Here is a 14,631-nt window from a genome sequence, read left to right as displayed (position 1 = left end):
TCAGGCTCCCTTCGCGGGCAGGACGAGCACATCAGGTGAAGCGGGGACGTCAGGTGAGGCGGGGACGCCGGGTGATCCGGGGAGGTCAGCGGGCAGGGGGACGCCACCGAGGGCGGCGACGACGGCCTGGCCGAGCGCGAGCCCACCGTCTCCCGGCGGCACCGTCTGGTGGACGAGGACCTCGAAGCCACGCGCCGTCAACCGCAGCCGGCACGCCCGCAGCAGCGTGACGTTGGCGAACACGCCGCCGGTGAGCCCGACCAGGTGGATCCGGTACCGGTGACGCGCCTGCTCGGCGACGGCGAGCACCGCGTCGGCGACGGCCAGGTGGAACGCCAGGGCGAGCGCCGCCGGTGTGTTCCCGGCGCGCAGCCCGGCGAGGATCCCGGCCAGGACCGGCGTCGGGTCGAGCGTCCCGTCCACCAGCCCGAAGGCCAGCGCGACGGTGCCGGTGGCCGCCGTGGGGCTACCGGTGGACGTCGTGGTGCCGGTGGACGTGCCCGCACCGGGCAGTGGGGGTGAGGTGGCGGCGAGGGCTTCGAGTTCGGCGGCGGCCTGCGCCTCGTAGGTGGTGCGCTGACGCACGCCCAGCAGGGCGGCCACGGCGTCGAAGAGACGACCCATGCTGCTGCTGGGCACACAGGCGACGCCGCGCTCCAGCATGGTGCGCAGGACGGCGAGTTCGGCGGCGCTGTGGGCGCGCACCGGGGCCAGATCCGCGTCCCAGTCCAGCCCGGCGGCCGCCAGGTGGGCGAGCGCGACCCGGCCCGGATGGCGCACCGCCGCGTCCGCCCCGGGTAGCGGTACCGGACGCAGATGGGCGATCCGGGTGGCGACGGCGACGTCCGGCCCGACCAGCAGCGCCTCGCCACCCCAGACCGTCGCGTCCGGCCCGTGGCCGGTGCCGTCGAACGCGAAGCCGAGGATCCGCTGGCCGAGGCGGCCGTGTTCGGCGAGCAGCGCCGCGATGTGCGCGTGGTGGTGCTGCACGAACGTCGGGCGCCGCCCGAGTCCGGATGTCGCTGGCAGCCGGGCCGCGGCCTGGACGGCCCAGGCCCGGGTGGCGTAGCCGGGATGCGGGTCGGCGGCGAACCGGCGCACCGTCGTCGCGTACAGCCCGCTGAGGTGGACGGTGGCCCGTTCGAAGGCGTCCAGCATCTCGAGGCCGCCCAGATCACCGACGTGCTGGGACAGGATGGCCCGCCGGTCGACGGTCAGGCAGCTCACGTTCTTGCCGTCGCCCCCGACGGCGAGCACACCGGGGACCGCCCGCGGCAGCGGCACCGGCAGCGGCACCTGGCCGCGGGCACGCCGCAACGTGATCACCCGGTCGCCGTCGCAGCGCACCACCGAGTCGTCGCAGGGCACCAGGATCGGCCGGTCGTGGGTGAGGATGGCGTCGGCCAGTCCGGTGAGCCGTTTGGCGGCCGTCGCGTCGTCATGGCAGATCGGTTCGCCGCCGCGGTTGGCGCTGGTCATCACGAGCACCGTCGGCGGTGCGACCCGCGCCGCCCGGACCGGGGCGAACAGCAGTTCGTGCAGCGGTGTGTACGCCAGCATCACCCCGATCAGCCCCGTCTCCGGTGCGACCCGCGCGGCGAGGACGATCGGTGCGGCCGGGGAGCGCAGCGCCGCGGCCTCGGTCGGGGACAGCCGGGCGAGGCCCGCCGCGGTCGCGAGGTCGGGGACCATCACGGCGAACGGTCGTTCGGGTCGGCCCTTGCGTACGCGCAGCCGGGCCACGGCCGCGTCGTTGTCGGCGGCGCAGGCCAGGTGGTAGCCGCCGAGCCCCTTCACCGCGACGATGCCGCCGGCGGCGAGCGTGCGCTGCGCCGCCTCCAGCGCCGCGTCGGTTCCCAGCACCGCGCCGGACGCCCGGGCCGGGTCGGCTGCCAGAGCCGTGTCGGCTGTCGACCCGGCTCGTCCGGTGGGCGGGTTGTCGTCACCGGCGAGGGGGACGTAGCGCAGGCGGGGGCCGCAGTCGGGACAGCAGATCGGCTCGGCGTGGAAACGTCGGTCACCGGGGTCGGCGTACTGGGCGGCGCAGCGCGGGCACAGCGGGAAGCGGGCCATCGTGGTCGCCGACCGGTCGTAGGGCAGCGCGGCGATGATGGTGAACCGGGGACCGCAGTTGGTGCAGCTGATGAACGGATGCCGATGGCGCGGGTCGGCCGGGTCGAACAGCTCCCGCCGACAGTCCGCGCACAGCGCCGCGTCCGGTGGCACCTGCGTGCGCGGACCGCTCGCGGCCCGGCTCGCCACGATCCGGAACCCGGGCCCGCCGGTGGCCATGTCCTCGTCCTCATGTGACGGCACGGCGAGCTCGGTGACGGTGACCCGGTCGACGCGGGCCAGAGGCGGCGCCGGGTCGGTCAGACGGCGCAGGAACTCGGCGATGTCGGCGGGGGCGCCGTCCACCTCGGCCACGACCGAGACGGCGTCGTTGCCGACGAACCCGGCCAACCGCAGGGCGCGGGCCAGGCGGTACACGTGCGGGCGGAAACCCACACCCTGCACCACACCCTCGACCACGATCCGCCGCCGCACCCGGGGTGTGGTCGGGGGCGCCTCGGTGATCAAGGTCCGCGCTCCCAGAGGACGACCCGGTTGTTGCCCGAGTCGGCGACGGCGAGGCGTCCGCCGTGCAGGGACAGCCCGTACGGCCAGCAGAAGGTGTCCGGGCAGACGCTTGACCAGCGGTTCTCGCCGGTGTCGGCGAAACTCGGCTGGCCGAGGACCACGCTCGCCGACGACGCGGGACGCCCCCCGGCCCACGGATCCTCCCAGAGCAGGACACGGTTGTTGGCGGTGTCGGCGACGGCGAGCACCGTGTCGTCGCAGTCGGCCGCGTACGGGAACCGCAGCCGGTCGGGACGGCCGGGGGCGTAGGGCGTCTCGGTGCAGGTCACCGCGTCGGGCTGGCCGAGGACAAGGTCCGCGTCGGTGTCGACGCCGGGATGCGGCGTCCAACCGAGCAGACGGTGGTCACCGGCGTCGGCGACCAGCAGACGATCGTCGGTCCCGGTGATGTCGTGCGGCCAGCGGAAGCTCGCGGGGCCGGGGGCGCCGCCCCGGTTGTCCGCGTGGGCGCTCGGGTCGGGCTGGCCGAGGACCAGGTCGGGGGATGTGTCGGGGGAGGTCGGCAGACCGTCCGACCAGCCGAGTACCCGCCGGTTGCCGGTGTCGGCGACGTAGAACCGGCCGCCGACGAGCGCGATCCCGAACGGCCAGTACAGCGATGTCGGCCCGCACTGCCCGCCGGTTCCGTCCGGTCCGCCGCGGTTGGCGGCGACGCTGGTCGCGTCGGGCTGGCCGAGGACCAGGTCGGGTGCGACGTCGTGGGTGGTGGGCACCGTGTCCCAGACGAGCAGCCGGTGGTGCCACGCGTCGGCGACGACGAGCCGTCCGTCGTCGGTGACCAGCACCCCGGTGGGGAGCCGCAGGCCGCGGCGCGGTCCGCGGCCCCCGGCCGCCGGACCCTCGCTGTGCGGGTCGGGCTGGCCGAGGACGATGTCGGCCGGCGCGCCGTCGAACCGTGGGCGGTGCGCCCAGATCAGCACCCGGTGGTTACCGGTGTCGGCGACGACGAGCAGGTCGTCGCCGAGCCACACCCCGCGCGGCGCGTACAGACCGGTCAGCGAGGGCCGCGCCGAGGGCAGGGCCAGCCCTCCGGGCGCCGGGGCGCCCAGCCAGACCGCGGGCGTCCAGTCGTGGGGAGGGCTGAGCGCGCCGTCGGCGGCGGCGACCGTCACGTGGCGCGGGCCTGTGTCGCCCACTGGGCGAGTTCGTCGAGCAGGGCGTGCACGACCCCGGCCTCGTCGGTGGAACCGGCCCGGGCGAAGACGTCCTCGGCTTCGGTGAGGGCCTTCACCGCGGGTTGCAGGGCACCCAGATGCGCCAGCGCGTTGCCCTGGCCGGCGAGTGCCCGGGCGTAGCCGATCGGATCGGTCCGCTCGTCGCGGGCGGCCACGACCTGGGAGAACCGGCCGGCGGCCTCGACCAGGTTCTCCCGGCGATGCTGCGACGGCGCGTACACCAGCGCGTTGGCGAGGTTGAGCTGGGCGCTGGCCCAGCGCTGTGGATGGGTCCGCTGGGTGTAGACGGTGAGCGCGGTGCGCAGCCCCTGGATCGCGACGCCGATCCGCAGCTGGTCGGAGGTCTGGGTCATCGGGATCGCCAGGTACGCGGTGGCCAGGTTGACCTGGGCCGCGGCGAACACCTCCGGCGCCGAGTCGAGGGTGACCAGGCGCAGCACCGCCAGGTACTGCTCGATCGCCGGGCGCAGTCCCTCCGCGTCGTCGCCGGCCCGCTGCTGGTAGGCGGAACCCAGGGACAGGCGCAGTTCGGCGCGGGCCAGGACGAGATCGGTGGCGTCCAGTGCCTCGCCGGCGGCGACCAGGTCGGCGAGTACCGCGTCGGTCGGCCCCTCAAGGCCGTGGCGCAGGTCGGCGGCGGCGGACCGCAGCTGCGCGGCGAGGCCCGGGCTGACCGGCGCGGCCGCCTCGTGGGCCTGGTTGAGCTGGCCCACCGCCCGCTGCGGCGCGTCCCCGGACATGGACGCCGCGGCGAGTGTGGCGTGCACGAGCGCCGCGATCTCGCCGGTCTCGTCGGTGAGCGCCGGCGGTTCGGCGAGGGCACCGTTGGAGAAGCGCACCACGTCGACGAGCACACCGATCTCGGGTCCAAGCGCCGCGCGCAGCGCGGCCGGGTCCTCCACCGGAGGTCCCGCCGGGCGCAGGACGAACCGGTTGTAGCGGTCGATCGGGTCGTCGCCGACCAGCAGGTCCGCGGCGGCGGTGAGCTCGCCGCGATGGGCCAGTTCCAGCGCCCGCAGCCGCGGCGGCCACACCGCCGGGATGCGGCCGGCGGCCAGATCGCGGCGCACCGCCACCGCCTCGTCGTCGTCGCCGGGGACGAGCAGGTACCCGGCGGGCAGCGGAAACACCCCGACCGGCTGCGGCCGCGCCAGCGCTGTCGGCCCGGTCGGTGCGGTTGGTGCTGTCGGCTCAGGCATCGTGGTCACCGGCGGTCAGGTCGACCGACGTCGCCAGGTCGTTCAGGATCATGGTCTGTACTCGTTCCATCGAGCGGCGCACGGCCGGGGTGAGGTCGGCACCGGGATCGAGGCATCCGGCCTCGATCAGGTAGACGACGATGTCCGTCGGAAAGTCGGCGCCGAGCAGCCAGCGGGCGAACACCAGCGCCTGGTCCCAGCGCACGGCGTGCGGCTGCGGCAGGGTGGCCAGCGATGGCGTACCGACAGGCGGCGTACCGGCGGGTGACGGGTCGGCGGGCGGCGGGTCGGCGGCGACGAGCTGGTCGGCGGGCACCCGGTGGATGGTGCCGGGGGCGGCACCGGTGCGGGCCGCGTCCACGATCAGCACCCGGCGGGCGCCGCGCATCGCGAACGCGGTGTCCAGGCCCGCGGTGCCCCCGTCGACGAGGCGGACGTCCGCCGGCACCCCCACCGCGGCGAGGTGGCGGATGAGCACCGGGCCGACCCCGTCGTCGCCGCGCAGCAGATTGCCGCAGCCGATCACGGTCGCCGTCCACGACGGTGGGGCGATCCCCGGCGGGTCCAGCAGCGCCGCGAGCCCAGTGGGCGCGTCGGCGGCAGGCCCGTGACCGGTGGGCGCGCCGGCGGCCGGCTCGGCGGTCACACCGTCTCGTTCAGGACGAAGCTGGAAAGCTCCCTGCCCGTCCGGCCGTCGTAGGCGTGCACCGTGCAGACCAGGCAGGAGTCGAAACTGCGGGCCACATGGCCAAGCTCGACCGGGTCGGACGGGTCGGTCACCGGCGTGCCGACCAGCGCGGACTCGATCGGTCCAGGGGCGCCGTCGCCGTCGCGGGGGCCGATGTTCCACGCCGTCGGGGTGATGACCTGGTAGTTCGCGATCCGGCCGCGTTCCAGGACGATCCAGTCCGCCAGCGACCCGCGGGCGGCCTCCGTCGCGCCGAAACCCCGTCCGTCGGCGCGTTCGGTCGGCGCGAGGTGGAACGGTTCGTGCAGGTCGATCTGGTCGAGCCAGCCGCGGACCCAGCGGTAGTAGCGGGCGGCCTCGTGCATCCGGGCCAGCAGCCGGACCATCACCGACGAACCGATGGTGGCCAGGATGTCGGCGAACAGCGGGTCGTCGTCCTGATGCGGGGCGGCACCGGGGGCGGCGGCGGCGACCCGACGGGCCAGCGGGCCGGCCTCCAGCGGAATCGGACCGAGTCCCGGCACGTCGTAGCGGGGGGACTTCGCCCAGCTGTACTTGCCGTCGGCCTGGGCGCGTTCCGGGTCGACGGGCACCGTCTCGCCGTCGAACGGGTGGTAGGCCGACGTGCCCTGGTAGTACGAGTGGGTGACGTCCTCGCGGACCCGGGCCTGGTCGAACGGGAAGTGCGTCCCGCCGGCGTAGATGCCGCCGCGGCCGATCAGCGCGTCGTTTCGGCCGTCCACCGTGGGCTGGCGGTAGAGGTCGGGGTCGAAGTAGGTGCCGGTGGCCAGGTAGTTGCCGGGGCCGGCGCCGTAGCGGTCCAGGCCGATGTCGAGGCAGTAGCGCAGGAAGAAGCCGCAGTCGCTGTCACGGTGCGAGGCGCTCTCGTCCAGCCAGGCCAGGATGTCGGCCCAGCTGCGGTTGGCCAGCCACCGGTCGACCGAACAGCCAAGCCAGCGCTGCTCGAGCCACTGGGACTTCCAGTGTTCGAGGATGGCGGTGGCCCGGGTGACGTCCGCCAGTGTCGGCGCGCAGATCACCCCGCCGGGCACCATGAAGCTCGAGTGCGGCCACTGCCCGCCGAAGAGCGCGTACACCTCGATCGGCCCCGCGGACAGGGCCACACCCGGCCCGTAGCTCGTCCCGGTGAACGGGGTGAACCGGCGCACGGCCTCGGCGTACAGCGGCGAGCCGGCGTACCGCTTGTTGGTCAGGTCGATCGCGAACAACGCGTAGAAACACCGCGGAATGCTCTGCAGCGTCTCGCAGGCCTGCGCGATGTTGCGGATCAGCGTGGCGTTGCGCGGCAGTTCGGTCTGCCAGGCGACGTCAAGGGCGTAGGCGGCCTTGAACAGATGGCTGCCGCCGCAGATCCCGCAGATCCGCGGTGTGACGATCAGGCCGGCCTGCGGGTCCTTGCCGCGCAGGATGATCTCGAAACCGCGGAACATCGCCGCCGAGGTCCAGGCTTTGCTGACCACCCCGTCGTCGATCGTGACCCGCACGTCCAGGTCGCCCTCGACCCGTCCCATCGGGCTGACGTTGAGATCGACGGTCGTCATCGGTGCGTCTCTTCTCGTGTGTGGCTGGCCTGGATGCGGGCTGGCCGGCGTGCGGGGCTGGCCGGATCAGACGACGAACATGTCCTTCTTCGACCAGGACGGGGCGCCGATCCGGGCGGCGGCGGCCTGACCCAGGTAGCTCAGGTGACCGGCCCCCTCGGGAACCTCCCGCGGGATGACACCGGCGACCTTCTGTGTACGGAACACCGTGCCGGGCGCGAGATCGAAGAACGGGAACTCGGGTTCGGTGCAGCCGATGCACGGCATCCCGGCCCGGGTCTTCGACGACTGCCGGTTCCACAGGATGCGGTTGCAGGGGGAGTGGGTCATCGGACCGCGGCAGCCGAACTCGTAGAACAGGCAGCCCTGGCGGGTGCCCTCGCCGAAGGCGACCGTCGACTGCTTGTACTCGAAGTACCCGTTGCGGGTGCAACCGGAATGGGTGAACGACGTGAAGAACGTCTGCGGCCGGTGCAGGTCGTCGAGTCTGATGTCGGCGGCCCGGCCGGTGGCCAGCGCGACCAGGATCTGGGTGATCCAGTCCGGATGCGCCGGGCAGCCGGCGATGTTCACCACCGGCAGCCCGGCCCGCGACCGGAAGTCGGCGCCGAGGAAGCCGCCGGGGTCACGGCGGTGGAACTGCAGACCGGTGGAGTCGGTCGGGTTCGGCGCGGTGGCCGGTAGTCCGCCGAAGCTCGCGCAGTCCCCGACCGCGACCACGACCTGCGCCTGGGCGGCCAGATCGCGCACCCAGTCCTGCATCGGCCGGTCGGCGAACACGTCGTAGGTGCCACGTCCGCCCGGACCGCGGATGACCGACCCCTCGAACACGAAGATGTCGACGGGACGTTCCCCGCGGGCGCAGTCCCAGAACAGCGACCGGGCCGTCGCGCCGGTCTCGAGCCCCAGCGACGGATGCCAGACGAGGTCCAGCCCGAAATCGGTGATCAGGTCGATGACGGTGGGTTCCTCGGCGTTGAGGAACGACATGGTGTTACCGCTGCACGCCCCGCCCTGGAACCAGAGCACGGATGACATCGGCGGTCCTTCCTCCCGGCCCGACCAAGCTGCCGAGGTGCCTGCTGGCATCGGCACGGCGACGGTATGCGTCCGCGGCGGACCCGCAGATAGGTCGTGTGCGGACGCTGCCACCTATGCGGGGTGACGTTTGGCGACCGGCGCCCGAACGGTGAGAGTGGAGTCCGGTCGGTGCCGTACCGGCCAGCGCCGCCGCGCTCTCGCGGGACGCCCGGCAACGGAGCCGACGGGAGGCGGGACGTGCACGAGCTGTCGATCTGCCGGTCCGTCGCCGACATCGTCGCCCGCCACGCCGGCGGACGGCGGGTGAGCGTGGTCCGGTTGCGGGTCGGCGCGCTGCGCCAGGTCGTCCCGGACACGCTGATCGCCTGCTGGGAGTGGGCCTGGGCGAGCCATCCGGACGGCGCGGTGCTGGCCGGATCGGTCCTCGAGGTCGATCACGTGCCCGCCCGGGTGAGCTGTCGGGCCTGCGGGGCGCACGGCGTGCTGGTGCGGCCGTTCGTCGCCTGCGCCACCTGCGGCGCCGACGCCGGCCACCTCGACCTGACCTGCGGCGAGGAGTTTCTCGTCACCTCCTTCGAGCTGGCACCGACCGATCTGGCATCAACCGACCTGGCATCCGGCGAACATGTGCCGAGTGCGCCGACGCCCAGCGAACCGGCGCCGAACGCGCCGGCGGAGGTCTGACGTGGGCCGTTTCCACCCCCATCCCCCCGGCTCCTTCCCCCACCGCCCCAGCCGACGGGCCGCGCCCCCCCGGGTCGTCCCGCCGCATCCCCCCACCGGGGCGGGCCGCCCCCGCCCGTCCGACCAGCCACCCCCCGCCCAGGGCGGACGCCCCCCGCAGGGCACCCGTCCGCCGCAGGGCACGAGTTCCACGCAGGGCGCCGCTCCCACGCAGGGCGCCGCTCCCACGCAGGGCGCCGCTCCCACGCAGGGCAGCCGTCCGCCGCACGGCGGCGGCCATTCCCACGACACGAGGCAGGCTCCGCACCGCCACGGCGATGAGCCGGGAGCCGGGCGGCCCTCGGTCGAGGGCGGACGGGCCGAGCTCGCCGGTATGGATCTGTCGGGTTATGACAGTGCGTCCGAACGCGTCGAGGTGATGGAACGGATCCTCGGGGAGAACGAGCGGGCGGCGGCGGCGAACCGGGCGGCGTTCGACGCGGCCGGCGCGGCGGTGGTGAACCTGATGTCGGCGCCGGGGGCGGGCAAGACGACACTGCTCGTCGAGACGCTGCGCCGGCTCGCCGCGCACCGGCGGATCGGAATCATCGAAGGCGACATCGAGACCAGCATCGACGCGGACCGCCTCACCGGATTCGGCGCGTCGATCGCCCTGATCAACACCGGCGACGGGTTCGGCGGGGAATGCCACCTGGACGCGCCGATGGTCGCCTCGGCACTGCCCCGACTGCCGCTGGCCGAGCTCGATCTGGTCATTGTGGAGAACGTCGGGAATCTGGTGTGTCCCGCCGAGTTCACGGTCGGCGAGCATCGTCGGGCGATGGTGTACGCGGTGACCGAGGGCGAGGAGAAACCACTCAAATACCCGGTGATGTTCCGGTCAACGGATCTCGTGCTGGTCAACAAGACCGACCTGTTGCCGCATCTCGACTTCGATCTGGCGGCATTTCGGCGTAACCTCGAGATGGTCCGTCCGGGCGTCGAGGTGCTCGAGATCAGCGCGCGCACGGGAACCGGGGTCGACGCCTGGTGCGAGTGGCTGGGGCGTCCAGCCTGATTCACCGGACACGGACCGGTCTGGTCGAGGTCGGGCGTATTGCTATTATCAGATAAGCGGGCCGTGTTCGGCGTGCCGGTTTTGCTTGTGGTGATCCGTCCGCTATAAAAAGCTTCGATCGGGATGGTGAAACGTTCGGAGAGGCTTACGTCATGCGCCCACCCAGCTATACCCCGAAAAGACCGCGGTCCATGCGACGGCGACGGGCCCTGGCGGCGGTCGCTACGGCGGCCGCCTTCGGATTTCTCACGGCTGGGGCTGGCTGCCCGCCGCCCTGTAATCCGAATGCGCCGTACCCGCCGAGCCACCCCTGCATCCTGCACCCCTGACCGGTTCGGCTGAGAGGTCCTGGCGGGTGAGGTGGGTAGGGATCACCAACCTCGCCAGGACCAGTCAACCGGTCGACCGGCTCTCCGCTGGGATTCGGGCCGTTCAGCGCATGATGCCGGTGTGGCCCAGGGAATAGCGGCCCGGCTGCGGCCAGACGGTCAGCCCGTGCGGCTCATGGCCGACCGGGATCCTGGTCAGCAGCCGGCCGGCGGACGGATCGGAACCGCCGGTGCCACCGGTGTCGAAGACGTAGACCTCGTTGCTACGCCGACCGGACAGCCACAACCGGGTGCCGTCCGCGTTCACGTTGCCCATGTCCGGTGTGCCACCGCCGGGAATCGGCCAGTTCGCCACGACCGCCCGGGTGGCGAACGAGATGACCGAGACCGAACCGTTCTGGCCGGCATGTGGGAACGGCACGCTCATGCTTTCCATCTGGCCGCCGCGATTGGCCACGTACAGGAAACGCCCGTCCCGGCTCGGATAGAGCCCGTGGGTCTCCGGTCCGGTGTGCACAAATCCGATCTTGGTGAACGTGTCGCCGTCGATCAGGTGGACTCCGTCGGCGTTCATGTCGGCGACATACCAGACCCGGCCCGCCGGGTCGATCTTGATGTCCTGCGGCGCGGCCTGGCGGCCCAGATCCAGATAACCCACGACCGTCTGGTGGACGAGGTCCACCTTGACGAGCCGTCCGGCGAACTCGCAGGTGGCGATGGCGTAGCTGCCGTCCGGGGCGAAGTCGACATGGTTGACACCCGCGCATTCGGTGCCGACGTCGAGGCTGTGGCGCAGTTCCATGGTGTGTGGGTCGCGGAAGTCGATGTCATGGTTGGCCTCGGCGATGACCATCGCGTACCTGCCATCGGGCGTGAAGTACAGGTTGTACGGGTCCGCGACCGGGACCGCCGGGCCGGCGAGCCGCCCGGTGCTCGGGTCGATCGGTGACAGGCTGTTGCCGGCGTTGTTGTTCACCCACAGGGTGCGCAGGTCCCAGGACGGTACGACGTGCTGCGGTTGCCGTCCGGTGGCGAAGGTGTCGATGATCCTCATCGTCTTCTGGTCGATGACGCTGACGGTGCCGTCGGCCAGGTTCGGAACGTAGACGTACGCCGGATCATTGCGGACGACCGGGCTGAGCATCCCGGCCCGCGCGTGCGCGTAGACGTCGACCCCACCCGCGCCACCCGCCGCCACCGCTGCCGAGCCCCCCGCGGGGGCGCTCGCCGCCGGGGTGCCGGCCGGGTCGCCATGATGATCGTGCGGGTGGGCGCTGGTGGACGACGCCACCGCACTCGGCTCGTGATCGTTTCCGGTGGCGACGTAGATTACCCCTGCGGCGATCAGCAGAACCGCGATGATCGCGGCGCCCAACACGCGCTGCCGGGGCTGCCTGGCCGACCGGTGGGAGTGGGGCGAATCCTTGGCTGGCACGGCGACAGACTAGCCATGGGTCATCGCTCGGATGCTAGCGGCACCCGGGTGAGTGAGGGGAATCCGCGACGTTGTGGTCGCCGGCTCACTGTGGTCCGTCGTGTCGCGTTGGGTGGTGCCGTCGATCGGTGCCAGGTGAGGGGGGCTTTCAGTGACATCGCAGCGGTTCACCGTGCCGGATATGGAAGGAAACGGCCCATCCCGGCGTCGACTGCTGGCCGCCGGCTCCGCGGCGGCGGCCGCCGCGGGGCTCGCCGCCTGCTCCGGTTCGGCCTCGCCCGACGGTTCGGCCGGTGCGGCCGGCGCCGGTTCCACGCCGCGACCGCTACGCGCGCCGGCCACAGCCACAGCGCCGGCCACTCCCGGGAGCGTCGCCGCGTCCGCACCACCGCCCGGCCCGGATCTGGTGCCGGGTGGTCCGGCCACGGCGGTCGCGAACGGTCCGCGTGACCGTCCACGGGTGGCGCTCACCTTTCACCTCGGCCCGCACGAGACCGGCCAGGACCCGGTGCTCGCCCGCCAGCTGCTCGGCGAGGCCGCGGACCTCGGCGTGCCGATCACCGTGTTCGCCGTCGGCCAGTGGTTGGACGCGCACCAGGACCTCATCCCGCCGATCCTCGCCGCCGGCAACGAGGTGGCCAACCACACCTACACCCATCCGACCCTGACCGCGCTGCCCGCAGGCCAGGTCGCGGCCGAGATCGCCGGCTGCCGGGACGTCCTCGCCCGGCTGACACCGACCCAGGGTCGGTACTTCCGCCCGTCCGGCACCAGCACGGCCAGCCCGCTGATCCTCACCGAGGCCGGTGCCGCCGGCTACCGCACGGTGGTCGACTTCGACGTCGACCCGCTGGACTACACCTCACCCGGTGCCGACGCGGTGGTCGCCCGGGTCCGCGCCGGCCTGCGGCCAGGTTCCATCGTGAGCCTGCACTTCGGCTACCCCGGCACGGTCGCAGCCTTCCCCCGGATCGCGACCCTCCTGCGCACCGCCGGCCTCACCCCGGTCACCGTCCACGACCTGCTGACCACCTGACGTCCCGGTAGGGGTGCTCGGCGTCAGATGGCCGCGTTCGACGCGGGCGCGCAGGCCGCGGCGGTCCGGTTTGCCGCTGGGAAGGGAAGGCACCTCGTCCGCCGTGGCGATGATCCAGCGGGTCGGGACCTTGTAACTGGAAAGCAGCCCCCGGGCCCGTCCGGCGAGGGACCGGGTGTCCAGCGGGACGCCCGCGTCAGCGGCGGCGGCAGCGGCGGCGGCCGGGACGAGGACGACGCACACCTCCTCACCGCGGGTCGGATGCGCGACGCCGGTGACGACACAGTGCGCCACCTCGGGAAACTCCTCGAGGACGGCCTCGACCTCCCGCGGCGACACGTTCGCCCCGGCCACTTTGATCATCTCGCTGTCGCGGCCGACGTAGAACAGTCGGGGGTCGCCGGCGCGGCGGTAGACACGGTCGCCGGTGTGGTACCAGCCGTCGGCGTCGAAGACATCGGACCGTTCCCGCTTGTTGTAACCGGCCATCGAACCCGGGCCGCGGATGAGCAGTTCACCGATGGTCCCCTCGGGCACCGGCTGGCCGGCGGCGTCGATGATCGCCGTCTCGGTGTACGCGAAGCTGCCGGCGGACTCGGTGAGACTGCGGTGGATCGGATGGCCGTCCGGGACACCGGTCATCGCCAGGTCCACCGGGCCGTCGTACAGCATCGGGGCGCTGCGCAGGTCGCGGTCGGGGAAGCTCGGGTGCAGCCGCAGCGCCTGGGTGAACGCCGGCCAGCCGACGACGCCGTTCGCCCGCTCCCGCTCGGCGAGTTCCAGCGCGGGTCCCGCGTCCAGCTTCGCCTGCACCAGCAGGGTGACGGGTTCGTGCAGCGCGCCGGTCGCCGCGAGGATGCCGCCGATCCAGAAGAACGGCATGGCGCACAGCACCCGCGGCGCCCGCTCGACCCCGGTGAGACCGCGGATGACCATGGCCCAGGTGGACGTCTGCCGGACCAGCGTGCCGTGCGTGTGCAGCACGCCCTTGGGCTCGGCCGTCGACCCCGACGTGTGAATCATGATGGCGAGGTCGGCCGGGCTCACCTCGTCCTCCACCGCGGCCAGCGTCTCGGCCCGCACCATCGGCGCCGCCCCCGGCCCCTCGTTCGTCCCCGACCTCTCGCTCGCCTCAGGGTCGGCGTCAGCCCAGGGCTCGGCGTCCCACCGCATAGCCCAACTGGGCCATGTGACTGGTGCGGCTGAGGTGGCTGGTGCGGGCGATGTGGCGGGGACGGCTCGCTCGGTCTGGTCCGGTGGTGCGGTCAGGATCACGCGGCGCAGGTACGGCGCCGAAGCCAGCTCGAGGTGGTCCGCCGGCTGGTCCGCTGGTGTGGTGAGGTCCGCGAAGGCGGCCTTGAAGCGTTCGGCGACGTCGATGCGCAGCACCGTGCGCGGCGCGGCCAGCACCGCGACGTCCGCCAGGCGCACGATGCGGGCGATCTCGGCCGGTGCCAGCAGGGTGCTGAGCGGGACGGCGATCGCCCCGATCCGGCTCACCGCGAGCCACCACAGCGTCCATTCGGGCCCGCTCGGGAAGAACAGCCCCACCCGGGTGCCCTTCCCGACGCCGCCATGGAGCAGCCGGCGGGCGACGACGGCCGACCGCTGCTCCGCCTCGGCGACCGTCAGCCGCTCGGTCAGGGTCACCACGTAGTCGGACGCGCCGAACTCCCGCGCCGCCCGTTGCACCAGCGCGCCGACCGTCAGGCTGACCGGGACATCCTGTGACGACGTCATCGTTCTCGTCTCCTCCGAACGCAACGGTGCACGGCGTGGCCGGAC

At 72.9% G+C, this 14,631-nt stretch carries 10 protein-coding genes and 1 pseudogene; 3 read left to right on the top strand and 8 right to left on the bottom strand.

Going from position 1 to position 14,631, the window contains the following annotated elements:
- The 6 genes from MXD61_RS07770 to MXD61_RS07745 all read right to left on the bottom strand — a co-directional run bounded on the left by MXD61_RS07770 (nt 1) and on the right by MXD61_RS07745 (nt 8,302).
- Nucleotides 1-2,580 carry a carbamoyltransferase HypF gene (locus MXD61_RS07770; RefSeq protein ID WP_248812160.1) on the bottom strand — a complete coding sequence of 860 codons (2,580 nt, stop codon included), beginning with the start codon at nt 2,578-2,580 and terminating at the stop codon, nt 1-3.
- On the bottom strand, nt 2,577-3,776 hold the full coding sequence (locus MXD61_RS07765) for a hypothetical protein (RefSeq protein WP_248812159.1): 1,200 nt from the start codon (nt 3,774-3,776) through the stop codon (nt 2,577-2,579). Before MXD61_RS07765 ends, MXD61_RS07770 begins: the two co-directional genes overlap by 4 nt.
- Entirely contained in the window at nt 3,749-5,014 is a 1,266-nt protein-coding gene (locus tag MXD61_RS07760; protein ID WP_248812158.1) for a hypothetical protein, read from the bottom strand. Before MXD61_RS07760 ends, MXD61_RS07765 begins: the two co-directional genes overlap by 28 nt.
- Nucleotides 5,007-5,660, bottom strand: coding sequence for a hydrogenase maturation protease (locus MXD61_RS07755; RefSeq protein ID WP_248812157.1), 654 nt, complete (start codon nt 5,658-5,660; stop codon nt 5,007-5,009). Before MXD61_RS07755 ends, MXD61_RS07760 begins: the two co-directional genes overlap by 8 nt.
- On the bottom strand, nt 5,657-7,264 hold the full coding sequence (locus MXD61_RS07750; RefSeq protein WP_248812156.1) for a nickel-dependent hydrogenase large subunit: 1,608 nt from the start codon (nt 7,262-7,264) through the stop codon (nt 5,657-5,659). Before MXD61_RS07750 ends, MXD61_RS07755 begins: the two co-directional genes overlap by 4 nt.
- A 66-nt stretch (nt 7,265-7,330) precedes the next feature.
- Nucleotides 7,331-8,302 (bottom strand): hydrogenase, encoded by a 972-nt coding sequence (locus tag MXD61_RS07745; protein WP_248812155.1) that lies wholly within the window; start codon nt 8,300-8,302, stop codon nt 7,331-7,333.
- Nucleotides 8,303-8,542: 240 nt separating this feature from the next.
- Between MXD61_RS07745 and MXD61_RS07740 the strand changes: the two genes are divergently transcribed.
- Together MXD61_RS07740 and hypB are read left to right on the top strand one after the other, a co-directional pair.
- The gene (locus tag MXD61_RS07740) at nt 8,543-8,989 is read left to right on the top strand and encodes a hydrogenase maturation nickel metallochaperone HypA (RefSeq protein WP_248812154.1); all 447 of its coding nucleotides are present in this window, start codon (nt 8,543-8,545) and stop codon (nt 8,987-8,989) included.
- Between the two features lie 373 nt (nt 8,990-9,362).
- Nucleotides 9,363-10,046, top strand: coding sequence for a hydrogenase nickel incorporation protein HypB (hypB, locus tag MXD61_RS28750; protein WP_372512179.1), 684 nt, complete (start codon nt 9,363-9,365; stop codon nt 10,044-10,046).
- Nucleotides 10,047-10,478: 432 nt separating this feature from the next.
- Here hypB and MXD61_RS07730 read toward each other — a convergent pair whose 3' ends face one another.
- Nucleotides 10,479-11,810: a YncE family protein gene (locus MXD61_RS07730; RefSeq protein ID WP_248812152.1), complete on the bottom strand. Its 1,332-nt coding sequence runs from the start codon at nt 11,808-11,810 to the stop codon at nt 10,479-10,481.
- A gap of 181 nt (nt 11,811-11,991) precedes the next feature.
- Here MXD61_RS07730 and MXD61_RS07725 point away from each other — a divergent pair.
- Nucleotides 11,992-12,624: pseudogene (locus MXD61_RS07725) on the top strand (polysaccharide deacetylase family protein); the annotation flags it as partial.
- A 48-nt stretch (nt 12,625-12,672) separates the two neighbouring features.
- Here the strand turns inward: MXD61_RS07725 and MXD61_RS07720 are convergent.
- The gene (locus tag MXD61_RS07720; RefSeq protein WP_248812151.1) at nt 12,673-14,586 is read right to left on the bottom strand and encodes a class I adenylate-forming enzyme family protein; all 1,914 of its coding nucleotides are present in this window, start codon (nt 14,584-14,586) and stop codon (nt 12,673-12,675) included.
- Nucleotides 14,587-14,631 lie beyond the last annotated feature (45 nt).

The organism is Frankia sp. AgPm24 (assembly GCF_023243055.1).
Taxonomy (GTDB): domain Bacteria; phylum Actinomycetota; class Actinomycetes; order Frankiales; family Frankiaceae; genus Frankia; species Frankia umida.
The sequence above is the reverse complement of the archived record's forward strand: the minus strand, read 5'-3'. Positions and strand labels throughout refer to the sequence as shown.